Annotated in this window: 21 protein-coding genes; 8 read left to right on the top strand and 13 right to left on the bottom strand. The window is 41.4% G+C overall.

The window, feature by feature from the left end; genetic code table 11:
• Nucleotides 1-91: 91 nt before the first annotated feature.
• The 7 genes from AC23P2_RS29205 to AC23P2_RS29175 all read right to left on the bottom strand — a co-directional run bounded on the left by AC23P2_RS29205 (nt 92) and on the right by AC23P2_RS29175 (nt 6,221).
• Nucleotides 92-292, bottom strand: coding sequence for a hypothetical protein (locus AC23P2_RS29205; protein ID WP_487776475.1), 201 nt, complete (start codon nt 290-292; stop codon nt 92-94).
• Nucleotides 293-379: 87 nt separating this feature from the next.
• The gene (locus AC23P2_RS29200) at nt 380-1,033 is read right to left on the bottom strand and encodes a response regulator transcription factor (protein WP_487776474.1); all 654 of its coding nucleotides are present in this window, start codon (nt 1,031-1,033) and stop codon (nt 380-382) included.
• A gap of 7 nt (nt 1,034-1,040) precedes the next feature.
• The gene (locus tag AC23P2_RS29195; protein WP_487776473.1) at nt 1,041-2,111 is read right to left on the bottom strand and encodes an efflux RND transporter periplasmic adaptor subunit; all 1,071 of its coding nucleotides are present in this window, start codon (nt 2,109-2,111) and stop codon (nt 1,041-1,043) included.
• A gap of 30 nt (nt 2,112-2,141) precedes the next feature.
• On the bottom strand, nt 2,142-3,326 hold the full coding sequence (locus AC23P2_RS29190) for a DUF4221 family protein (RefSeq protein WP_487776472.1): 1,185 nt from the start codon (nt 3,324-3,326) through the stop codon (nt 2,142-2,144).
• A gap of 82 nt (nt 3,327-3,408) precedes the next feature.
• Nucleotides 3,409-3,582 carry a hypothetical protein gene (locus tag AC23P2_RS29185; protein ID WP_487776471.1) on the bottom strand — a complete coding sequence of 58 codons (174 nt, stop codon included), beginning with the start codon at nt 3,580-3,582 and terminating at the stop codon, nt 3,409-3,411.
• A gap of 512 nt (nt 3,583-4,094) precedes the next feature.
• On the bottom strand, nt 4,095-5,294 hold the full coding sequence (locus AC23P2_RS29180; protein ID WP_487776470.1) for a hypothetical protein: 1,200 nt from the start codon (nt 5,292-5,294) through the stop codon (nt 4,095-4,097).
• 672 nt (nt 5,295-5,966) lie between these two features.
• The gene (locus tag AC23P2_RS29175) at nt 5,967-6,221 is read right to left on the bottom strand and encodes a helix-turn-helix domain-containing protein (protein ID WP_487776469.1); all 255 of its coding nucleotides are present in this window, start codon (nt 6,219-6,221) and stop codon (nt 5,967-5,969) included.
• 457 nt (nt 6,222-6,678) lie between these two features.
• Here AC23P2_RS29175 and AC23P2_RS29170 point away from each other — a divergent pair, with 457 nt between their 5' ends.
• The 5 genes from AC23P2_RS29170 to AC23P2_RS29150 all read left to right on the top strand — a co-directional run bounded on the left by AC23P2_RS29170 (nt 6,679) and on the right by AC23P2_RS29150 (nt 15,878).
• On the top strand, nt 6,679-9,915 hold the full coding sequence (locus tag AC23P2_RS29170) for an efflux RND transporter permease subunit (RefSeq protein ID WP_487776468.1): 3,237 nt from the start codon (nt 6,679-6,681) through the stop codon (nt 9,913-9,915).
• A 26-nt stretch (nt 9,916-9,941) separates the two neighbouring features.
• Nucleotides 9,942-11,420: a TolC family protein gene (locus AC23P2_RS29165; protein WP_487776467.1), complete on the top strand. Its 1,479-nt coding sequence runs from the start codon at nt 9,942-9,944 to the stop codon at nt 11,418-11,420.
• Between the two features lie 52 nt (nt 11,421-11,472).
• Nucleotides 11,473-13,998, top strand: coding sequence for a tetratricopeptide repeat protein (locus AC23P2_RS29160; RefSeq protein ID WP_487776466.1), 2,526 nt, complete (start codon nt 11,473-11,475; stop codon nt 13,996-13,998).
• 69 nt (nt 13,999-14,067) lie between these two features.
• On the top strand, nt 14,068-15,159 hold the full coding sequence (locus tag AC23P2_RS29155; RefSeq protein WP_487776465.1) for a serine hydrolase: 1,092 nt from the start codon (nt 14,068-14,070) through the stop codon (nt 15,157-15,159).
• Nucleotides 15,156-15,878: an ABC transporter ATP-binding protein gene (locus AC23P2_RS29150; RefSeq protein ID WP_472491987.1), complete on the top strand. Its 723-nt coding sequence runs from the start codon at nt 15,156-15,158 to the stop codon at nt 15,876-15,878. Before AC23P2_RS29155 ends, AC23P2_RS29150 begins: the two co-directional genes overlap by 4 nt.
• Nucleotides 15,879-16,022: 144 nt before the next feature.
• Here AC23P2_RS29150 and AC23P2_RS29145 read toward each other — a convergent pair whose 3' ends face one another.
• Complete coding sequence (locus tag AC23P2_RS29145) at nt 16,023-17,423, bottom strand: S41 family peptidase (protein WP_487776464.1); 1,401 nt, start codon at nt 17,421-17,423, stop codon at nt 16,023-16,025.
• An 81-nt stretch (nt 17,424-17,504) separates the two neighbouring features.
• Between AC23P2_RS29145 and AC23P2_RS29140 the strand changes: the two genes are divergently transcribed.
• Nucleotides 17,505-18,533 (top strand): WD40/YVTN/BNR-like repeat-containing protein, encoded by a 1,029-nt coding sequence (locus AC23P2_RS29140; protein WP_487776463.1) that lies wholly within the window; start codon nt 17,505-17,507, stop codon nt 18,531-18,533.
• Nucleotides 18,534-18,540: 7 nt separating this feature from the next.
• On the opposite strand, the gene AC23P2_RS29135 is transcribed toward AC23P2_RS29140, so the two are convergent.
• The 3 genes from AC23P2_RS29135 to AC23P2_RS29125 form a co-directional block, all read right to left on the bottom strand.
• Nucleotides 18,541-19,509 (bottom strand): ComEA family DNA-binding protein, encoded by a 969-nt coding sequence (locus tag AC23P2_RS29135; protein WP_487776462.1) that lies wholly within the window; start codon nt 19,507-19,509, stop codon nt 18,541-18,543.
• Nucleotides 19,510-19,673: 164 nt separating this feature from the next.
• Nucleotides 19,674-20,075: a type II toxin-antitoxin system VapC family toxin gene (gene vapC, locus AC23P2_RS29130; RefSeq protein WP_487776461.1), complete on the bottom strand. Its 402-nt coding sequence runs from the start codon at nt 20,073-20,075 to the stop codon at nt 19,674-19,676.
• Entirely contained in the window at nt 20,056-20,262 is a 207-nt protein-coding gene (locus AC23P2_RS29125; protein ID WP_037299252.1) for a type II toxin-antitoxin system VapB family antitoxin, read from the bottom strand. Before AC23P2_RS29125 ends, vapC begins: the two co-directional genes overlap by 20 nt.
• A 143-nt stretch (nt 20,263-20,405) precedes the next feature.
• Between AC23P2_RS29125 and AC23P2_RS29120 the strand changes: the two genes are divergently transcribed.
• Nucleotides 20,406-21,890, top strand: coding sequence for a glycine--tRNA ligase (locus tag AC23P2_RS29120; protein ID WP_487776460.1), 1,485 nt, complete (start codon nt 20,406-20,408; stop codon nt 21,888-21,890).
• 364 nt (nt 21,891-22,254) lie between these two features.
• On the opposite strand, the gene AC23P2_RS29115 is transcribed toward AC23P2_RS29120, so the two are convergent.
• Nucleotides 22,255-22,986 (bottom strand): hypothetical protein, encoded by a 732-nt coding sequence (locus AC23P2_RS29115; protein WP_487776459.1) that lies wholly within the window; start codon nt 22,984-22,986, stop codon nt 22,255-22,257.
• The gene (locus AC23P2_RS29110) at nt 22,983-23,321 is read right to left on the bottom strand and encodes a PadR family transcriptional regulator (protein WP_472491227.1); all 339 of its coding nucleotides are present in this window, start codon (nt 23,319-23,321) and stop codon (nt 22,983-22,985) included. The genes AC23P2_RS29115 and AC23P2_RS29110 overlap by 4 nt, the downstream gene beginning before the upstream one ends.
• Nucleotides 23,322-23,427: 106 nt before the next feature.
• Between AC23P2_RS29110 and AC23P2_RS29105 the strand changes: the two genes are divergently transcribed.
• Nucleotides 23,428-24,060: a Uma2 family endonuclease gene (locus tag AC23P2_RS29105; protein ID WP_487776458.1), complete on the top strand. Its 633-nt coding sequence runs from the start codon at nt 23,428-23,430 to the stop codon at nt 24,058-24,060.
• Nucleotides 24,061-24,083 lie beyond the last annotated feature (23 nt).

The raw sequence follows: 24,083 nt of genomic DNA, 5'->3' as shown, positions 1-24,083 counted from the left end.
TATATGTTATTCTATTTTTCATATTATTGAATAGGTTAAAACCAGCCCAGTTAATAAATAACTACGAAAAACTGGGCTGAAAAATTATTAACTAAATTTTAACAGTTATGTCAGGATAATCTGTCAGACGGCACACATAAGAAGGGTCTGATTTACAGTGGTTACGAAGAAATACTTTTTTGTATCCAACATGGTCACCTGCTTTAGCGGTATTGCTTGTAAATACTAATCCTGCTCCTAGGGTACAAATAGCTATCCCTGCTAAAAATTGAGTTTTGATTACTTTTTTCATGTTATTTAATTGGTTTGATTTAACGATACAAATTTAAAATGTTATCACTCCTTAAATCAATCCCCTAAAAGGTCAATTGTTAGTAGCCTATTGGGCTATTTTTAATTGCTCTCTCCATAGTTGTGGTAACTTACCGACAAACAGAAGTAAATCATTGTTGCTAGTTAGATTAAGTTTCTGGATAATGTTCTTCTTGTGATTTTTGACAGTTTCGGGACTTATAAATAAACTTTCGCTTATTTGACGATTGGTAAGCCCTTCTGACAGAAGGGAAATTACTTCTCGCTCGCGTTGGCTTAGGGTTTTAAAAAAGTCAAGTTGGGTTGGAGAGGCTACTTGCTCTCTTCTTAATGGCAATTCTAGTTCTTTACTAAAATAAAAGTATCCTTCGCTCAATTGCCAAAAGCAGGTAAGGAACTCGTCAAAAGTATAGGTAGCAGAGATGAGGGCGTGAATCTGAATATTGGTAGCGACTACTTCTTTGACTTTTTTTTGTGATGTGATGACAATGATGCGAGAAAGAGGGGCATTTTTGGCAAACATACGAGCTAGTTCCATATTTGTCTCGTTGTTTACTTCAACAACGACATAATCCGCCTGGGCTGCCAGACTAAGTGAGAGGGCCGTGGTGAGGGTACAAGCCTCATACATAGATACATCTGCTTGGAGAACACTAAAATAAGCGTACAGTTGTGTGGCATTTTGAAGCTCAATGAGAATAATTTTTTTATTTTTAAGCATACAAGGTCTAGTCTAAGGGTTTCTTCAATCTCACGCGCGCGACGTGCCCTACGTTCAAATTCCCGTTGGTAATGACAACGTCCCCTGCTTTGATTCCTTCGCTAAGGGCAATTTCGGTATCATTTTCGTGGGCTACGCTTACATAATTCCACTTCGCTAGGCCGCTGGTGTCGGTTTCGGTGGCGTAGGTAAAGACCACTTTGCGGTTGCTACGCTCCACCACTGCCGTTTTTGGGACGACGATTTGGTTGGGAATGCTTTTCTCCACTTGCACCCGCACGTTCATGCCTTCGTACAAGTATTTGTCGGCTTGTTGGAGACGTGCCTTCACTTGTACCAGCCCCTGCTCGCTCACAAAGGGATTGATTTCGGCTACCTGTCCTCGGTAACTGCGCCCGCCCAAAGCAATGGGCTGAATTGTGACCAATTGGCCTACTTGCACCGCCATCAGTTCGGTTTCGAGCACCGAAAACTCCACCATGGGGGCGGTTTGGCTGAGAAGCGTACAAAAATCCGTCGAAGTTGGCGTAAAAGGTTTGGCTTTGAGATTGGCCACTATTCCCGCAAAGGGAGCACGTAGATAAGTGTTTTCAAGGTCATTTTTAGCTTTTTGAACCGCCAAAAGGGCGCGTTCGTAACCACTGCGGAGCTTGATGTAGGCCCACACATCGGCTTTGACGGAAGTACTGTCGGCCTTTCGCCCGCCTTGCGAGATAAGCAAGTCGTTGATTTCGATGCGGGCTTCGGCGAGTTGTAGTTCGGCTTGGCGGAGGGCGAGTTGTTGTTCACGGTTTTCGAGTTGGGCCAGCAGTTGTCCCGCCCGAACGACCGAGCCGTTTTGAATCGTTAACTGGGCGATAATACCGTTGGAGGCAAAGTTGATTTTGGACGCACTTTGGTGGCTCACTTTGCCATTAGACATCAACAGCCACCGAAACGTTTTGCGCTGGGCGGCTTGGGTTGTTACTACGGGCGTGGCGTTACTAGAGGGTTTGGCAGTATTGGTTTCCTCTTCGGTGGGCTGAGAAGAGGTGCAGGAAGCAAGTGAAACGAGGGCGATTAACAATCGGTGTTTCATTAAGCGCATAGTTTAGGAATACGATATTAGCTATTTTTTTGCTATTTTATACAAATCAAATACCATGTGGTTCTCGTCATCATTTTCTCTTTGAATTAAAACGCCATCTTTGGTAATAATAAATGCGCCAGAGCCAATATCTTTATTAAGTGTTATTTCGTCTAAAATGTTGAAATTATTGTCTGCGATAATAAGTGAATAGGTAAACCATGGTTTTTTGCCCATGTTAAAGTCCTTTCTTGTATATTCATTGGAGGAAGGAATGCTATGTTTGACGATTCGATAGTAAAGGTTGGCGAACTTATCGAAAAATAACCTTTCGTAACACAAATTATTTGTATAATTTAGTGCTTCTTCAATGGGGTCTTCTAGTTCTTTTCTGTTCTCCATCGGCTTTGCCTTTTCATCAGTATTTTTGGTTCCCAAGAAATGCTTTTTTACCAATACCCCATCCGTAGTGTATTCGTACACGTATGGGTCAATACCAAATGAATAAATGAGGCTTCCTGAGGCAGGATTGGAGATACATTTAGGATATATGCTTTGGGTAGTGTGTGGTTTATCTATGAGCTGTTCTTTATTCGGATACGGAATCTGAAACCGAACCGAAGAAGTAGTCAAGTCTAGGTCTATTCCTAGTAAGCCTTTATTATAGTACTCTTTGGGGTTTTTACGATAGTTTAAAAAAGGTATTGCAGGTAAAAATAAGTGATTTTTCTTGAGAAAAATTTCCGACCCATCTTCCGACCAAGCTCTCAAAGCGTAGTCACTCTGGACTGTAGAATAAAGCGAATAAGTTTTTATGATTTTTCCTTTTGTATTGGATAAAAAAAGTTGATTTTTTTGGTAATTTAAAATAACTATTGAATCTTGATTTATGTACAGAAAACCACTTATTATGCCCGTACCCTGAGGCCCCTCAGTGTTGAATTTTATTTCATTCAATTTTTCTCCCTTCAGGTTGTAGAATTGTAAAGAGTTAGTGGGTGAGTTTAGTAAACAGATAAAATCTTGTTGACCGTCGTTCCCAAGGTAGTATTGGTTGTTTTTCGACCAATTTCTGCTTTTTGAATCTAGGCTTAGAGAAATAGACTTGATTTTATTAATTGAAATTCTGTCACTATTCATACCTTGCTGTTCGGTTTTACTGCAAGAAATTATGAGTAGTGGGAAAGAAAATATAAATAATTTTTTAATGAAAAAATTATGAAACATAGAGCTCTAATGCTTGTGAAACAAGAGTTGTACTGTTGTACGGTATCATTCAATTGCAAGGACGTAAATTATTGGAGGAAAGTCAATGGGCTACTTTACCCATTTTTCGAGCTTGGGTTGGGATTTGCTGACTGTATTGACAGTACAAAAAATGCACCATAGCGTTGTCTCCTTGCAATGAAGAAAGTAAGCTTTTTCCTGCACAGTGGTCTTGTATCTTGGTGAATTTTCCAAAACGTTCTTGATAGTGTGTCAAAGAGCCATCAGTAGGTTTCGGGATATTGGTTCTTTCCGTTGTTTAGGTCTGTGGAGATGCAGAGCATGGGTTTCGAGTGATGAAACAAAGCCATTTGCTATCATACTTAAAAATCTATGTTTATAATTTCATTTTCAGTAACCTTGATGAGGTAAGGTCCTGTAATTATGCCGCTATTTTTATATAAGAGATTCATTAATGATATATCATTATCTTTAATCCATTTAAAAGGAGTTTTTTTTGATTTATTATGTGTTCAATATGCCCTGAGAATTCGTGATTTATCTTGGAATCTGTAAAGTAAATTCCATATACTTCTGAAGCGTTTAATTTTGATGCTTTTTTGATGACATTTTCTATACAAGAAGAGCAATCGGAGTCACTGATAATAATAACGTAGAATTTTTTCTGTTTACACTTAGTAATATTGCTAATCTTGTTTAATAGTGTTTCTTTATCAGACCCACCGCAACTAACAATAAATATTAAAATAAAAATCAAAAAGGTGTGTTTCATTTTTTAGACAATTTGGCAATATAAAATAAATCATAATTGGTATCTTCCGTCAGTAAAAGTTTATTTCTGTGAAGGAGAATAGTACCGTTTGAAGTAATATGATCAATATAGGCAGCTTTGTTAGGAATAGCTATATCTGTGCATACTTTTTTATTTTTTAAGAATACTTGTAAATAGTGTTTATTAAACTGTTTATATAAACTAATATACTCTTGCATGCTTAAATTATGGTCTACTTTGTCTTTCGAAATTCCAGAACAGTAAGTGGTATATATAGTATCTCTTACTTTAAAAATATCACTATAAAATCCCGACATGAAGGTGTATTTCAGAATGTTTTCTTGGGGAGGATTTATTGCAAAATTTTCACCTGACAATACTTGCATATGTGTAGGATTGGTCGTTGCAGTTTTGTAGCAGGTGGTAAAATCATCTCCATGAAATCTGTAAAGTTTATTTTCACAACCAAATAGAAAATAGAAGGAAGAATCTTCAGGGGAATAATCAAAAATAGGTTTGTCTTGGTCATAATACCATTTTTGACCTCTGAACAATCCTTCTTTCGGATAACTTATTACTTCCTTGAAACTTTTTTCTTCTAAATCAATCAATGTGACTAATTTTGACAATTCGTAGAATTTCGGTGTTGACTTAGTACCCAGTTGATTAAAAACAGAAGTTTCTAAAACACAAGCTATGTATTTTTTTCTTTGGATAGCAATAGGTTCTAATTTAAACTGATTAGTTATTGCAACAACCCCTTTGGTTGAACGAGTTATTTTTCGCTTTAAGGTTCCGTCAAGGCTATAAAAAAAAAGCCCTCGTTTACCTAAAAGCACAATTTCTGAAGTGTTGTAGAAGGATGCTCCAAGTACATATTCGCCAATAGCATCGTGATATTCTCCTATTTTGTTGAATTTAGTTATTATTTCACCATTTGCTTTAAATATAACAATATCGCCAGTTCGGTCGGCAACTCCAAGATAATACTTTAGTGAATCGCTATAATGGGCTATTCTATAATCACCTATTATATCTAATCTTATGGAGTCTATAATAGCCAGTTCGTAAGTAGGCAAATTCTCATCAATGACGCTTTCTTCTTTTCCACAAGAAAACAAAAGAGTATATATACACAAAAAAATAGCAGATGTGTAGGTTTTATAAATGTAAAAGGTTGCTTTATTGAAAGGCATATTATAAATATGATTTGTACATAATATAGAGTAAACTGTGACACAAGATTTTAAATGTAATAAACTCGTATCACAGTTATTTACATTAAGGTTTTGTATAAAGTTTAACTCATTAAACTCTACTGCTCGCAGGGAGGAGGAGTGTAACAGCAAATTGATACCGCCTGACCCGGATACATAAATTCGTAGGTTCGTGGATTAAAATGGGCGCGGGCTTGATTTTGAGAATCAGGACAAGAGGTAGCCTCTATTATCGTTGCCATAACTAAACTTGTAATCATCGGAAAAACAAACTTGATTTTTTTCATACATTTGCGATTTAAGATGAAAGTGAAAAATTAAAAAGACGAAGTAAAGCCACTTTTATGCTTACTTCTCCTGTGGTGCTTTTGGAGTGCAACAACTGAAATTACCTGGAGTACCGCAATAAACAATGTCATTTTTAGTATCATATACAGCAGTAACTTTATTTTCATACATTCACAAGCACTACTCATAGTATTAGCCACTAATGAAATAATGGTTAAAACGCTTAAGAATGTTACTTTATGTTTTGAAGTAATTTTCATAGATTTATGAGTATTAGTTTAATTAATTCATTTTCCCGCCCCCACCGCGCGTATTGAGTTTGGTTGATACGAAGGTGGGGTTTTTACTAAAAATGTCAATGGGCTACTTTACCCATTTTTCAAGTTCGGGTTCTAATTTACTAGCAAAACACACTAAAGTACTGTATCCTTGTAACGAAAAACGCAAGCGGAGGTTTTCACGGTGGCGTTTGATGGTACTAGGGCTAATGAAAAGTTTGTCGGCCGTTTGCTCAATCGTCAAGCCTTGGGCACAGGCCAACAGTACTTCGGCTTCTCGGTAAGAGATGCGCTGGCCGTTGTAGTGAAAATAACGTTCATTGGGCATGATGGTGCTCATGGCTGTGAAAGGTTAAGGGATGATTGGTTTAGGTGATGTAGGAAGATAAACACAATACAAACGGCACGTGTGTTGCACTTTCCGTGGGGGGAGTAATTTGCTGATAGTCAACTGATTGCATATTTTTGTCTTTAGTTTTACTTTTATTTACACAAAATTATTAATCACTACTCACCCACAAATCACCTTATTGTGGTAGGTAGTTTTAACGGTTGCTCGTCTCAATTGACGATTATGTGTTTTTAAAGTAAGGTAAAAAAACAATTCGTTATTTTTACTAACGATATGCTAATGTTTCCAAAGTAATTAAAAAAAATTAAGTTCTGCAAGTAGTTTTATGACTTTTTATAGGTTTCTGATAAAATATGCCAAAAAAATAGACCAATATATTGAAACTGATATGGATTCCTCCTTTGTCGGAATGACAAAAAGTTTAAAATTAGCGTAACCAAAAAATATGAAAAGAGTTTACCCAATTTTATTGGGCTTTGCGGTGCTGAGTTTGGTGGGTTTGTTGCTTATTCCTAAGCTTTCGGTGCAGTTGGCTCCCTCGGGTGGTGGGCAGAGACTTACAGTAAGTTACACATGGGCGGGGGCTTCTCCGTTGGTGGTAGAGGGGCAAGCTACGGCTTTGCTAGAGGGGGCGTTTGGTACCGTGCAGGGGGTGCAAAAAGTATCTTCCGTATCGGGCTATGGTTATGGATATGTCACATTAGAATTAGACAAAAGAGCCGATGCCGATGCGTTGCGTTTGGAAGTAGTCTCACTGGTTCGTCAATTGTACAAGCGATTGCCCAAAGACCTGACCTATCCCGTGGTTGAATTAAATACACCTAGCCAACAAGAGCGTCAAAAAGCATTTCTAACGCTTCAGCTAGATGGGCCTGATGCGGCTTCCACACTTTTAACCTATGCTGACCAACAACTTAAACCCATTTTGGCACAGGTAAGGGGAGTATATCAGGTACAAGTGAGTGGCGGTAGTCAAGAAGAGTGGGTAGTGAGCTACAATAAGCAAGAATTAGACAATGTTCAATTGTCAGAAAAACAAGTGGTTAGCGCTATCGAAAGTTATTTTCGGCGCGAGGCATTGGGGAGTGAGGTGCTGCTTAATGGGCATCGGATTTTGGTGAGCTTGGTGCCTGGAACCTCACCCCTAAATCCCCTCTCCTTGCAGGAGAGGGGACTTGTAAATGATGAGAACGGTGTCTCCTTGCAGGAGAGGGGACTTGTGACGCGGGCGGACGGTATTGTGGTTGTCGATGAGGTGCTTCGTAACATTCCAATTGCTGGTATTGAGGGGCGAATCGTTCGCTTGGGCGAGGTTGCGACTGTTGCTCGTCAAGCAAAACCTGCTACCGCTTATTATCGTGTCAATGGCCAAAATGCGCTTAATTTGTCGATAACGGCAGCAGCGGGAGCCAATCAACTTGAGGTGGCAAAAGAGTTACGAAAAAGTATAACGACGATTCGTAAGCAGCTACCCAACGGCTATCAGCTGCGGGTAGAATATGACGCTACTAAATACATTGAAGAAAATCTACAACGCATTGGTATTCAGTCAGGTATGGCGGTATTAATTCTCTTTTTGTTTGTGTTGTTGACAATGCGAAGCTGGGCGTACGTAGGTTTGATTGGCGTTAGTATGGTGGTGAGTTTGCTGCTTTCGGTAATTGTGTTTTATGTCTTCCAAGTCGAGATTCATATCTATTCATTAGCGGCCTTGACAACCTCGTTGGGAATCATCATCGACAATGTCATTGTGATGGTTGAACACTACCGCCGCCACCGAAACTTAAACGTGTTTTCGGCCTTATTAGGCGCTACGCTGACTACCTGTGCGGGGCTGGTGGTTATTTGGTTTTTGCCCGAAGAAGCGCGGGTCGATTTGCTTGATTTTGCCGTAGTGATGATCATTACGTTAGGGGTGTCATTGGTGGTTGCAGTGGGATTTGTCCCTGCGATGATGTCAACCTCACCCCAGCATTCTCCTGGTAGGAGAGGAGTTTTTTATCAACAGCATGAGGAAGGTGATGGGTCATTCGTTTTTGGTTCGTTTTATGGGCGTCTGCTGAAACAACTGCTCCGTTTTCGCAAAACGGTGATAGTAACAGGTATTTTACTTTTTGGTACACCTATCTTTTTGTTGCCCAATCGGTTGGAAGGAACAGGCTGGGGGAAAGAGACATATAATTTACTGGCTGATAATGAGTGGTTTAATGAAGAAGTACGTCCTTTTTTAAACAAATGGCTAGGTGGAACGCTTCGTCTTTTTGTGAATTATGTCTATGAAGGGGCCTATTTTGGTAAGACCGAACGTACAGCCTTATACGTAGTGGCAGAATTGCCCAACAACAGCACGCTGACCCAAATGAATTTGATTTTTGAGCGGCTTGAAAATGAGCTTAAAGTTTATCCAGAAGTGGACCGTTTTATCACCCAAGTCTATAATGGGCAAGAAGGAAGTTTGGTTGTTTACTTCAAAAAGAACCATGAAGAAAGCTCCTTTCCCTACCTACTCAAAAACCGAATGATTGCCCTTTCGACCGAAATGAGCGGCATTAGTTGGGATATATACGGGGTTGGACAGGGGTTTAGTCAGTCCTTGGAAGAAAATCAGACGCCTAGCTTTAATGTACGAATGATGGGATATAACTATCAAGAATTGGAGAAACAGGCATCTCAGTTGAAAAAGATGCTGGAGGTACACCCGAGGGTACAAGAAGTGAACATTAATCGAGGAATGGGGTTATTTTCAAATAAGAACTTATATGAATATACGTTAGAAACAAATAGCAATGATTTAGCTACTCAGCACACAACATTGCTGGGAGTATATCAAGGAATAGAACAACAAAATAATAGACCAAACTCTGATATATATACGTTCTTGGATGGTAAATACGAATCTATTAAAATTGTACCAGTAGAAGCAGCAAAGTTTGACATTTACCAGCTCACGCACGAGCCATTTTATTCGGACTCTATGATGTTTAAATTAGGTGGTATTTCTAAAATCATGAAAGAAAAAGTAATTCCTGAAGTATTTAAAGAAAATCAGCAGTATATTCGTATGGTTAGTTTTGAATATTTTGGTAGTGGGCATTTTGGTAGTAAATTTTTAACAAAGACTTTAGATGAGTTTCGACCAATCTTGCCCGTTGGCTACAGTGTAAAAAAATCAGAATATAATTGGTTTAGTGAAGAGACTGGAAAACAATATGAACTTATCGGTTTAGTAATGATATTGATTTATATCGTTTGCGCTGTTATTTTTGAAAATGTGTGGCAACCCTTTGCTTTAATTGCGATGATACCTTTGTCTTACGTTGGGGTATTTTTAGCGTTTTATTGGTTTGATTTTAACTTTGATCAGGGTGGTTATGCGTCTTTTGTATTGTTAGCAGGAAACGTAGTTTGTGCAGGTATTTTTATCATTTCTGAATGGAATATACTTCAGAAAAAAAATCCAGAAAAAAATAAACTTGAAATGTACGTAATGGCATTTAAGCATAAAATTACCCCAATTTGGCTCACTGTTGCTTCTACCATCGTAGGTTTAGTTCCTTTTTTAATGTATGAAAACGAACCTTTTTGGTTTGCTTTTGGAGTAGGCACTATTGGGGGACTGGTGGCTTCACTGGTAGTTTTAATCATATTTTTACCTTCTTTTTTATTGAAAAACAAAAAATAATTAATATTTTATAAATTACTATTAATATGAAATATTTTTTATTAAGGCTGTTGGTGTTTTTAGGTGCATCAAGTGTTGGTAGTTTGATGTTGATAGCTCAAACGCGAACCATTGGTATTCAAGAGGTGATAGAATTAGCGAAAAGCAATTCTCCGTACTATTATCGGGCTAAAAATACGTATGAACGTAGCTATTGGCGATACCAAAATTTTAAAGCAAATTTTAAACCTCAGATTCGGCTCAATGCCAGCGCTCCTACTTTTTATCGTTCCATCAACCCCGTTACCCAGCCAGACGGTTCGCTTGAGTTTAGAAAAGTGAGTCAGGCCAACAACTCAGTAGGGTTAACTGTGGTACAGAATGTGGGCTTGACAGGGGGGCAACTGCGGCTCGGAACGGCGCTTCAGAGAACAGATAATTTTTTGGCAGGGCAAGCAAGCTTTTTCTTATCGTCTCCCTTTACAGTGTCGTATGAGCAAAACTCACTGCTGTATAATGAACTAAAATGGCGGAAGTTGCTAGAACCGTTGAATTATGATTTGGCCCAACGAGGGTATATCGAAGAAATGGAAGAAGCTGGGCTGAAAGCCGTCGGGCTTTTTTTTGATGGCCTGGTCGCGCAAGCGGCCTTGGAAATTGCGGAGTCAAATAGTGCTAATACTGATACACTTTACAAAGTATCAAAAGAGCGTTTTTTGATTGGAAAAGTAACCGAAAATGAACTTTTACAGTTAGAATTAAATAGCCTCAATGCTCAGAATCAGCTTAATGAGGCTAAAGTCGCTTTTGAAATTACGACTCAGACACTGAAAAGAATAGTTGGTATTTCTTTGCAAGAAGTTCTGAAGTTTTCGCTTCCAGCGCAATTGCCCGTTTTGACGGTTTCGCCCGAGGTTGCTCTGACGGAAGCCAAAGCCAATCGAAAAGCATTACTCGATTTCAAGAACCAACGTTTAGAAGCCGATCGCCAAATCGCGGAGGCAAAGGGCTCGAATAGCCTAACTTTGGGAATGGTTGCTAATGTTGGTACGCAACAAACTGCCAATCGCTTGGGAGAGTCGTACCAAAACCTTCAAAACCGTCAATATCTTGGAATTAATATCGACGTTCCCCTGCAAGATTGGGGCTACCGTAAGTCCCAAATCAAACTTGCCAAGGCCAACCGCGAACTGGTGGAAGTCACCGTAAAACAGGAGGAAATTACTTTTGAACAAGAAATTTATTTACAAGCCCTGCGATTTAACCAGCAGCAGGGGCAATTGAAAGTAGCACAAAAAGCCGACACCATCGCCCAAAAACGACTTGAAATCACCAAGCAACGCTATTTTTTGGGTAAACTTTCTATTACAGATTTGAATATTGCGCTCAACGAAACCGTGCAAGCCCGTCAAAATTATGTGAATGTGTTGAAGGCATACTGGACATCCTTTTATACCTTGCGGCGATTAACGCTTTTCGATTTTTTGAAGAATGAGAAAATAACCTATTCGGAGGGGCGTTTTTAATAACACTTGGTTCAGGGTTTACCTGCGGGCATTTAGTATTTATTCAAATTCAATGAGATTTCTTCTTTTTTGGCAAAATTGGAGCCGTTCTGAGCGGTTTTTGTATCTTACTGCCTTAGGGCTTTTGACGTTTAGCTTGGTTTGCCTTCTCTTTTTTCACTATCGAGGCATCGAAAATTCGATAGAGTGGAAAGTCCTGAGCGAATTGGACGAAGTTCCTGTCAAGCTTGATAGTCTTCAAGTCAGCGGGCAGCAGTTAGCAGATAGCAGTCAGCGGGCAGAGACGCTTGTTTTGCTTGGCAAATCTTATATCCTGAAAGAACAGTTTGTTCCAGTTCAAATAGATACCCCAGAATGGCTAGGTTGGGGATATTTGGGCGGGGTGTTGGCGGGTTTTGTGCTGTTGTTAGCCGCTATTTCAGGCTTGCCGCGTAGGTGGTACATTGGCGCCATGATGTTAGTCATCACGTTGCTTTCGCTATCTCATTTTGAAGTGCTGCAACTTTTTGGCACCGACAACTCAACGGGCTTTGTGGTGGTAGCTGCGGTATTGGGGATGGTAAGTTACTATATCCATGCTTTTCGGGAGGATATGCCCATGGTTCAGCGAATTTTTCTATTTGCAGGCGTTGTTGGATGCTTAGTGGCAATGTTTGTTTTAGGTGCAAAAGCACTTGCGCAATCCCTAACGGCGACTACGTACAGTTTGCTCCCCATGTTGATGTTGAGCGTTGGGTTTATCGGGTGGCTATCAATCGAAATTTTAGCGGGTTTTGTGTATGTTGTGACCAACCCTCGTACTGGTTTTGGTAAGACGAGTTTGCTCAACTTTCTGTTTTTGTCGGTGTTGTACATTTTTAGTACGTATCTATTGTATCTCAAAGTAACCCGTCAGAGCGACGCAGCGTTTTGGTATATTAGTCCTGTTGTTATTTATGTTATAAGCCTGATTTTAGGTATATGGAGTTTTGCGAAACGAACAGAAGCTTTTTTGCCATTTCGCGAGATTGGCGCTTGGCTATACGTAGGGTTAGGGTTGGTGACGACCACCGTGATGGCTTTTGCGCTTTTTACTCACAACAATTCGTTGATTGAAGTTTTTGAAGATGCGATAGTCTATAGTCAATTGTGCATCGGAACGTTGTTTGTGGTGTATGTCGGCCTAAACTTTTGGCCGTTGTTCAAACAAGGCAAAGCTGTGTATAAGGTGTTGTATAAACCCATGCGGTTTTTACAGTCGCAGGCTTGGCTGATTGGGGGCATGGCTTGGATTGCGCTTTTGGCCTTTAACCGCTTTTATACCATCGACCAAGCGCAGGCGGGTTATTACAGTGGGCTGGGCGATTTACATACTGTCACGCGGGAGTGGACAGTCGCGAGCGGTTATTATCAACAAGCATTGGATATTGATTATCAGAATCATAAGTCGGCTTTTGCCTTGGCTTCATTAGCTTTGCGGCAAGGCGACCAAGCTACTGCAGGTTCGTTTTTCCAACAGGCTTTGCAAAAAGACCCGACGCCTCAAGCGTATGTGGGTTTAGGGCAAGCACTGCTAAATGAAAACCTATTTTTTGATGCGGTTTTTAACTTACGAAAAGGCTTAAAAACGTTTCCTGACAATGGCGAAATTCAAAACAATTTAGGGTATTTGTATTCCCGGACGGCCATTGCCGACTCTACGTATTATTACTTTGAGCTGGCACGTCAGAATGCTAAAAATCGTGACGTGGCGGAGAGTAATTTGCTTGCTTTTTGGGCAAAAGCACTTACTATCTCGTCGGGGAAAGGTTCGTTGGCGTCGTTGGGGCTTACCAAAAAGGACGTAGAAGAAACGCAGTTGCTCGAAAACAAAGCCGTCAATCTTTCGCACGAAGCCAACCGATTGGCTGTTGCGCAGCTAACAAACACCCGCACCGAAGCCGTGAAGGTAGCCCCTGATTTTTCCAAAGATTCGGCATTGAGTGTCAATAACTTTGCTTATTTGTACAACTTAGGGCAATTTACGAAAGACACAAACCAAGCCAATTTATTTAAAAAACTGATAAATACGGGCAACAACGGCAATTTTTACCATGAGCTGCAAGTAGCCCAGGCGTACGCGGAATATCCCCGAAACAAACTAACTGCCCTCGATATTTTGGCGTCAGAAACAGTAGCGGATACTTCCCAAAAGGTAGCGATGGCCCGCCAGATGCTGGATTTTTGGCTCATCAAAGAAGCCCGCCCAAGCTTTGTCAACCTTGCTACTTTGAAAACAACAGCCGACTATTGGACGGCTGTGAGACAGCATCCGTTTGACATGGGGGTATTGACGGCAGCGACCCAATATTTTAATGCACAAAAAAATCCAAAAGCAGCCTATGATATGCTGCTCAATGCCTTACGCTTTCGTCGGACAGCGCCTGAGTTGCAAAAATTGTATGTTCTTCAGTGTTTAAAATTATACCTAACAGACTTTGCAGAAGAGGGGCTACAGGACTTGGCCCAAATGACCACCGCTACCGATTATCAAGCATTTTTGAAAACCTATCAAGCCCAACGCGCACTCATCGAAAAAGAACGCGAAAGTTTCAGGTAAAAATGTACCTTTACGCATTGTTTTTTCCCTGCTTTTGAACTTTCGTTAATTTTTTAAAAACCACGTATTATGTGGAAAGTTGTTGCCACGGGTCTTGGCATACTTGCCTTGTTGTTTAGCGGTGTATTTGGGTATTTTTATTTTAAGTATTTACGCTATGAAACCGATTTTGTAGCTGAATATCTTCAGAAAAATCCTCAAAAATGTGCGATTTATTATGCTAAAAACGGGAAGGTGGAGGTCGCCCACAGGGTGGACACCTTGATGCCGTTGGCAAGTACTGTAAAGGTTATTATTGCTGTGGAGTTTGCCCAGCAGGTAGCTTCAGGGAAAATCAAACCAGAAGAGCCGATTGCGATAGGGGAACTAGCGCGGTTTTACATTCCAGAAACAGACGGGGGCGCTCATCCGCAATGGTTGGCCGAACAAAGAAAAACCAAAAAATTGCAAAATAACGCAGTGCCGCTGTTAGAAGTAGCCAAAGGAATGCTTCAATACAGTAGCAATGCCAATACGGAGTACTTGATGTGGAAATTGGGTTTGAACAATATCAATGCCAATTTGCCCAAACTTGGCCTGACCAAACATCAGCCATTGTACCCTTTTGTGTCGGCTTTGTATGTTTGTTCGGACGAGCATTCAGAGGCTGCGATGAAAAATTTGCCCATGTCGGTTTATTTGGAACGCGCCAATAAATATTTTGAATTACTGAAAATAGACACAACAACCAAGGCCAATTTTAAGTTAGCCAATATTCCGTTGCCAGTACAAAAAGTGTGGTCGAATCGCTTGCCAGCTTCAACGGCGTCGGAATACGGTTCTTTGATGCAAAAAATCAATAGTCGTACCTATTTTGACACTGCCACCCAAACCGTACTCGATGACCTGATGGAGTGGCCAATGCGATTAAACCCTGAAAATAAGCGGTATTTTACCCATTTCGGGGCAAAGGGCGGTTCTACGGCATTTGTGTTGAACTATGCTTTGTATGCCACCGATAAAAAAGGAAATAAAATAGAATTTGTCCTGTTTACCAATGAATTAAAGGTGTTCGACCAAACCCTTTTGCAGGCTGAGTTTCAGGAGTTTTTAAAGCGAATCATGAAAAATGACGCTGATAGTAAGGAAGTGTTAGACATTTTGAAAAAAATACAGTCATGAAAATTATCGAAACATCGCACATCGCCAAACGCTACATCATGGGTACCGAAATCATCGACGCCCTTAAAGATGTGACCATCTCGGTGAGTAAAGGAGAATATGTGGCTTTCATGGGGCCTTCTGGATCGGGAAAGTCAACACTAATGAATATCATTGGGTGTTTGGATTCGCCTACTTCGGGAAAGTATATCTTAAATAGTAAGGACGTAAGCGATATGACCGAAAATGAATTGGCTGAGGTGCGAAACAAAGAGATTGGGTTTGTGTTTCAAACTTTTAATCTTTTACCTCGGATGACTTCGCTCGAAAATGTGGCACTTCCCTTGATTTATGCAGGATATACAAAGTCAGAACGTACTGAACGGGCCATGGCTGCTCTGAAAAGTGTAGGTTTGGAACAACGCGCAGGACACCGCCCTAATGAACTTTCGGGAGGGCAGCGTCAGCGTGTGGCCGTTGCTCGTGCCTTGGTCAATGATCCGAGTATTTTGTTGGCCGACGAACCTACTGGTAACTTGGACACCCGTACTTCTTACGAAATCATGGATTTGTTTGACCAACTTCATTCTAAAGGAAACACGATTGTGGTTGTTACACACGAAGACGATATTGCCAAGTATGCCCACCGCATCATCCGCTTGCGCGACGGGCTAGTAGAAACCGACGTAGTAAACGCAAATCCAACGAAAGTAAAACTAACGCAGTTGAAAGCAGAGTAGGATGAATGTGCGGTGGGTTACTTGCTAAGTCTTGCTAGATGCCCACAGCTAGCAAAAGAGGTTTCTCAAAACCTCGAAATTGTTCGATTTTGAGAAACCCCTCGTGTGGGTTATGAGTAACCCACAGCACAAGCCAACACACATCTATTTTAGTGAATTTTCTACAAACATTTCGGTTTCGGGACCTTGTGGTTGTATTTTATACTTCTCGATAGGCTCAGATTCGCTTATGCCTCTACGAGCGTTGCGTGTGCCTGTAATTTGATAGAAGGCTTCAGAAAGTAGGGGATCTCTCAAGTCGCCAAAGGCATAAAATGGTTGTGTAATGCTTTCCTTTACAGTGACATTGGGCGTAAACCCTGCGGTGTAGTCAGATTGCCCTGCGGAGTTGTAGGTTTTGAGAATAATGGGCATGATTCCTTGCACAAACCGCTTTTTATTGTCTTTTATGACTGTTGAGCCGACATTTTTACCGACCGTTACATCTCCAATCAAAAACACTTCCATAAACGGTTTGAGTGAGTTGATGACCATTTCACTGGCTGATGCCGTGCGCGTACTGGTCAAAACATAAACCCGACTTAGATTGCTGCCAATGTTTTCGGGACGGTTTTCAAAGAAACGCTGACCATAATTGGCACCGTACTGCTTCTGTAAGTCAGGCGTTACGTTTTTGTTGTATTCATCGCGGGTCATCAGCACTTTGTCATTAGCGCCTCTGGCAATAAAACTCCCTAGCGTCACCGCCGTAGAAATGTATCCCCCGCCATTGTAGCGAAGGTCAAGCACAAATTCGTTGACGCCTGCTGCTTTGAACTTACCAAAAATCTGCGCCATTTTCTGGTCATAAAGGGCTTGGTCGCTGTTGTTTGGTTTGGAGTAAAAACGGTTATAGACCAAGTACCCAATTTTATTGTTGCCTTTGGTATAAATGGTATCAAACGGCATGGGGTCTTCTTGGAGGGATTGTGCCACTACTGTTTTGGTTTGACCCGTACTTATAAAAGCCGCGTTTTCATATTTACCTAGGGTAAAGACATAATTGGTGCCGACAGCAAGCAAATTTGCGTAGTTATCGGCCGTAACTGCTTGTCCATCAACGGTCATTTTTGCAATAATATCGCCTCGCTTGATGCCACTTTGAGCGGCGGGAGAGCCTGGAATGACGTAAAGAACCAGGGCTGAAATGGTATTGTTGATATTGTACAAACTAAGCCTAGCACCAGTTGTTTTACTTTCGCCCGAGAGCGATGCTTCGGTAGTTTCGGCATTGTCCAAAAAACGAGAAAATCGGTCTCCGTCAGGTCGTGCTTGCTTGTCATAGGTATAAAGCATGGCATTAAAATAGTCGGAAGAGGCAAGTTTTTTGTCAACCTCACTTGGAATTTTGTCGTTCCAATAATACCAATATTCCATATTCACTTTGATAAACTCGTTCACCAAGGCATCGCCAGAGGCCACCTCTTTGAACAAACTACACGACGAAAGAGTGACCAGCAGCGCAAGAGCTGTGTAAGAGAGCGGTTTGAAGGCCGTTTTGCACATAGTGTTAATAAGGTTGATGAAGCAAAAACGTAAAATGTCAAAGATTGTTTTGACTATATTTACGACAAATATAAGATTCCGATGAAATTTATTGCGCCCTTTTTTTTACTACAACTCTCACTGTCTTTAAGTTATGCCCAGTTGGTGCCGCAAAGTAGCGGTACCGACGCTCATTTTCGTTCAATTTCGGCCGTAAATGAGAAAATTGTATGGGCTGGAGGCGCTAAAGGCACAGTGCTTCATACCGTAAATGGTGGCATCACTTGGGAAGTTTTGCACGTACAAGGTGCAGAAAAGCTAGATTTTCGTGGGATTCATGGCATCAATGCCCAAACGGCCGTGGCAGTCAGCGCGGGTTTGGCAGAGGAGGGTCAAGCTCGAATTTTTAGAACGAATGACGGAGGAAAAACATGGAAAGAAGTATGGCAAACGACCGAAAAAGGCGTATTTCTGGATGGTATTTCTTTTTGGGATGCAAAAAATGGGTTGATTTTTGGAGATCCCATTGGTAATAAAATTTATTTGCTTAAAACTACTGACGGCGGACAAACTTGGCAACGCATTTCACCGTCGCAATTGCCCGAAAACAAGGCAGGCGAAGCGGCTTTTGCAGCTAGTAATTCTACGATGGTACTTCAAGGTAAGAAAAACGTGTGGATTGGCACGGGTGGAAGTGATCACGCCCGTGTTTTTTATTCGACCGACCGTGGCAAAACTTGGCAAGTGACAGATACCCCGATGGCGGCCAATGCTTCTTCTGGGATTTTTGGTTTGAATTTTTGGGATGCAAAAAATGGAATAGCCGTTGGGGGCAATTACAAAGCCGATAAAGAAGCGTCAGATAATGTCATCGTAACTCACGACGGTGGAAAATCATGGCAAAAAGCGACTGCTACTCAGCCAGCGGGTTTAAAAGAAGCCGTTCGTAAATTGAAAAATGGTTACTTTGTCGCGGTTGGCCCAGCAGGGACAAGCCTATCCAAAGATAATGCCCAGACGTGGCAAGCCCTGACAAATGCCCCTGTGGGCTTACATGCCATGACCTGTGTTGGAAATGCTTGTTGGGCGGTTGGAGCCAAGGGCGTACTTGTTTATATTAGTTTTCCGTAAAACTCACCTAGAAGGCCAAGTAAGGCGCTATTTTTGAAACCAGTTTTTCGTCTAAAATTTTGATATTCAGTAGCTCTTGTGCTGATTTGTAAGCACCGTGCTGCTCGCGGTAACGCACAATGATTTCTGCTTGGCGCTTGGAAATGTAAGGATGTCGGTCGATGTCTTCTGCCGAAGCCGTGTTGATATTGATTTTGTGAGCAGGTGTACGGATGGCTGCTAGGCGGTTCAATTCGCTTAAAGCCAATGAATCAAGTCCAAAAATTTCGTTGTATTGAGCCGTGGAGGTAAAACCTCCCAAACCATCCCTGAACTTCACAATGCGTGCGGCAAGTTTACTGCCAATTCCTTTTAAACGAATGAGTTGGGTTGTGTCTGCTGTGTTGATGTCGAAAAGAACAGGAGCAGCTTTTTTAGCAAATGCAGGAGGGGCAGGTAGCGGTGAAGTGGGAGCGGAGATTGCCGTAGTCGCATTTTTTTCGCTGGGTGGTGCGGGTAGGCTAATGTACGGTTCGAGGCGTTGGTAGAGGGTGGGTTGCAGTCCATAAATTCGTTGTAAATCTTCTTTTTTACGAAATTTTCCACCCTTTGAACGGTACTTTTCGATGCGCTCAGCAATGAATTTTGGCATTCCTAAGGTTTGAAATTGTTGTACGGTGGCGGTATTGGGGTCAAAAAGGAAAGGCTCGGAGAGGGGCTTGGCGTTTTCGGGTGTTTTAGAGGCGTAATTAGCGTAATTGGTAGAAAAATACGTTGGTTTCTTGGGCTGAATGGCTTCCAAAACGGCTACCAAGCTATCGGCCGTTTGGCGGTCGGCTTGACTTATTTCGGGGGAGGGAAGTGGAAGAAGCCTTCCCACTAAAAAAGGCCCAAACCAACACACTACCATCAGGGTGGCAAGCACCATAAAACCACGCGCTTGACTGCGAGAAATCCCAAATTCGTCACGAATTGCTAATAAAAGGCGCTGAAACATAGATTGTTTTTTAGCCTTTGACGAAAGGAGCGCTTTGGAGTTACTAAATGCGGCCTAGATTATTCTTTTAGCTATGGTTACTGTGTAAAAATTCAAGTGTGCTCTAGGTATTTAGGAATGAATGCCACAAAATCCTGAATTATTGATTCTGGATTAACATATCGTTACGGTTTCCAAATTTTTAAGTCAGTATGAGCGGCGATGTGGTCGAAATCCACATCGTTGTGGCAAAGTTCGAGGCCAAAATGGAGGGCATAAGCCGCAATCAAGCAGTCATTTGGTTTGCGGATGGTGACGCCTTTTTTGCGGAGTTGGCGGTAGAGTTGGGCGGCTGCAACAGCTACTTCGGTAGCCTCTAATTGTAGTATTTTCAGGGCTTTGAAATCTTCTTTTAACGACTCAAAATCAGCATCTTCTCGGATTCCTTGCAATACTTCCTGAATAATGACTGGACAGATACATACCAAATTGTCTTGCAAGTCTTCATCCAACTGATTGGTTAGAGCAGAGGCTACATTTTTTCGGAAATCTATCCAAGCGGAGGTGTCATATAAGCGGTACTTCATAGGTTCTCATTTCATCTAAATCCCCATCCCAACCTTTACCGCGCATTTGGCGTAAACGTTGCCGTCTCATGGTGTTGATAAGCTCTTCCAAGGCAATATCAATAATTTCTTTTTTCGTCTTCAGATTTGAATTCAGTTGGCGTATGGCAGCAATTTTGCTTTCGTCAATTTCAATATTCGTTCTCATCTTGCTTTTTTTTACACACAAAAATAGAAAAATTATACACATCGCCAAGTTTAGCCACAAATTGCGTAATTTTGCGCCCCAATAAGAATAGATAATTATAGGCGGAAGATACCCGCAATTAACCAATAACGCATAACGTTCTCATGAGCCAAGCTCCAGCAACTTCCTTACAAGACATCGTATCTCATGCCAAAGAATACGGTTTTGTATTTCCTTCTTCTGAAATTTATGACGGTTTACAAGCAGTTTATGACTACGGTCAAAACGGGGTAGAGCTGAAAAATAACCTCAAAAACATGTGGTGGAAAGCCATGACGCAGCTCAATGATAACATCGTTGGGATTGACGCGGCTATTTTTATGCACCCGCTCACGTGGAAGGCTTCAGGTCACGTGGATGGTTTTAATGACCCGATGATTGATAACAAAGATTCAAAGAAGCGTTATCGTGCCGACCAACTTCTCGAAGGGAAAGCTGAGCAGTATGCCGCTGAAGGTCAGGCCGAAAAAGCACAGGAGTTGTTGAACGAAATGGGGCGTTTGTTGGGCGACAATAACCTTGAGGCAGTTCGTGAATTGATTATTTCGGAAGGAATCAAATGTCCAATCTCGGGAACTTCCAACTGGACAGAAGTACGTCAGTTTAACCTCATGTTTAGTACGCAAGTAGGTTCGGTGGCCGAAGATTCAAATTTGATTTATCTACGCCCCGAGACCGCACAAGGGATTTTTGTGAACTTTTTGAACGTACAAAAATCGGGTCGGATGAAAATTCCGTTTGGCATTGCCCAAATCGGTAAAGCGTTCCGTAACGAGATTGTGGCGCGTCAGTTTACGTTCCGTATGCGGGAGTTTGAACAAATGGAAATGCAGTTTTTTGTACGCCCTGGCACCGAAATGGCATGGTACGAACAATGGCGCGACACCCGTTTGAAGTTTCACCAAGCGGTGGGTCTTCCTACGGAAAAATTGAAATTCCACATTCACGAAAAATTGGCGCACTATGCCAATGCTGCCGTGGACATTGAGTATCAGTTTCCGTTTGGTTTCCGCGAAATCGAAGGGATTCACTCGCGTACGGATTTTGATTTGAAAAATCACCAAGAGCTTTCGAAGAAGAAACAACAGTATTTTGATAACGACCTCGACGAAAATGGTAAGCCGTTTGGAAACTATATTCCGTACGTGGTTGAAACGTCGGTAGGGGCAGATCGTTTGTTCTTGGCGGTATTCTGTAATGCCTTTACCAAAGAAATGGTAGGTGAAGGTGAGACTCAAAAAGAACGTACAGTGTTGAAATTACACCCTGCGTTGGCGCCTTTCAAAGCGGCAATTTTCCCATTGGTGAAAAAAGATGGTTTGCCAGAAAAAGCCCGCGAAATTGAAAAAGCATTGAAAACCGAATTCCGCGTGTTTTACGAAGAGCGTGACGCGATTGGTAAGCGTTACACGCGCCAAGACCTTATTGGAACGCCGTTTTGTATTGCAGTGGATTACCAAACGCTCGAAGACAACACCGTGACAATTCGCCACCGCGATAGCATGGAGCAAGAGCGCGTACACATCAACGAACTCAAATCGAAGATTGGCTACGCCGTATCGGAGCAGCGTATTTTGGAGGCGATTTAATTGTAGCGGCGTCGGAGACGCTAGGCCATAATGTTCCCGAATTGCAGTTCGGGAACAGCTGTGAACAGCTTTAAGCCTTTGTTAGAGTTCAAAACTTTGACAAAGGCTTTTTTTATTTAGGTGAAAAATAGCCTCAGAGAGGTGAAATCTTAGTAGGAAAGGGAAACAAAGACCTGCTCGATAGCGCGAGCATTTTGCTAGTGCTTTCTATTCCAAGGCTTCGAGCCTATTTTGGCGCTTGCTCTAAAGGGTAGGAGCGGGATAATTGAGTCGTTTTGGCGTCGGAGACGCTGGGCCATAAAGTTCCCGAATTGCAGTTCGGGAACAGTTGTGAACAGCCGTGAAAGCTCACGCCATCGGTTTTTTATGTTGCCTTAATTTTAAACCGCTCGCGGTAAAGCTGGTAAAAGCTGAGGGAATAAGCGAGGTAAAAGCATAAAAACAAGGTGATTATGATTGTATTTCCTTGTTTGATAATATTGTAGTCCGTAGAAGATGGGAAATGAAAAGCCAAATTTGTTGCTCCTGTTAAAAGCCAAATTCTGTTATTGATAGCTTTGCTTTTCAAGGAATGAGTAAATCTTCTGTTGTTTAAAAAATATCTAAAAAGGCTATTCAAGACTTGGACTAATACTATTAACAATGGTCCTAAAATACAAGTATATACGACCCATTCAAAGTACAATTGTGGGATTGAGGACGCAAACAGAAATACAAGACCTACTGTCAAAAACGTACTTAGAATAGTGGGCCAACGAAAATACTTCTTCACAATTTGCCAATGTCTTTTTGAGATTTCATCATTCAAATTTCTTTCATAATCTCTTTGTAACCTTGAAAGCCCACTGCTATATAGAAAAACTTTTTTAAATTTTCTGACATCGTAATAATACCTTTCGATAAGTGGAGGTCGATAATTTTCAAAGCTGGAATTAATCTCTTCCAAAGCCTCTTCAAAAGTCTGCCCATGGGTCACACGGTTCTCTATCGCCAGTACATAGTGATCAAGAAGCTCTTCGTACAGGTCTTGGTATTTAATGCCACCTGTTATGATTTCTTTGCTGATCAGGTCGAGTTGTTCCGTCGTCAATTTCATCCTAGCGAAGGTTTGAGGTTTAAAATCTTTTGAAGGTTAGAAACAAAATCGCTCAATTCTGAGACTGCGGTTTGCGCTTGTTGGTGGCCATTTTCGGTCAATTTGTAGTACTTTCGGTTGCGCCCGTCAACGAGGGCATTTTCGGTCGAGAGCACCCCTTCGGCTTCTAATTTATGAAGCGTAGGGTAGAGTGCGCCTTCCGTGAGAAGGAGCTCACCAGCGGTGATTTCGCGAACTCTTTGGGTGATTTCATAACCATACATGCGCCTATTTTCTTGCAAAAGTTGGAGAACAATGGCGCTCAGACAGCCTTTGAGGTACGTTTGTTGTTGCATACTGCAAATATACATTACATTTCTAAATACAAAATTTTCTTAGGTATAAAGTTTCCTTCTTTTTTTTAATTTTGTTCAAAGTTTAGGTCTCAACTAAGTAGGCTTTATGACAAAGCTTTCCAAAAAATACTACACTCCCGAAGAATACCTAGAATTGGAAGAAAAAGCCGCTTATAAAAGTGAATATATTCATGGGGAAATCTTTCCAATGGGTGATTTTGAAGGCGATACGCCCGAAGCAATGGCAGGGGCTAAACCTGCTCATAATGCTATTCGAGAAAATCTTTCTATCGAAATTGGTTCTTTTTTAAAAAAGAAGTCATGTCGCTCTTATTCAAGCGACCAGCGCGTTTTAATTCCTACTACGGGTCTCTACGCGTATCCCGATTTGGTCGTGGTTTGTGGAAAGCCTGAGTTTTCGGATAGTCAGACGGGAAGTTTAACAAATCCTGTGCTGATTGTGGAAGTGTTATCTCAGAGTACCGCTAACTACGATAGAAGCGAAAAATTTGAACTTTATCGCGACATTCCGACGTTCAAAGAATACCTACTCATAGATTCGCGTCGTGTGTGGGTGGAGCTTTGGCGCAAAAGTGAGCAGGGAATTTGGTCGTTGATGTTGGAAAGTAAGTCGCTAGAAGCAGTAATACATTTGGAAACGATTGGGGCTGATTTGTTACTAGCCGATTTGTATGCCAATACGGAAGATTTACCAGAGATGGTTTTTAGGGTTCGATAAACGTAAAAGAAATTGATATGCAA

It is taken from the genome of Runella sp. R0.1_18, from assembly GCF_057652155.1.
The sequence above is the reverse complement of the archived record's forward strand: the minus strand, read 5'-3'. Positions and strand labels throughout refer to the sequence as shown.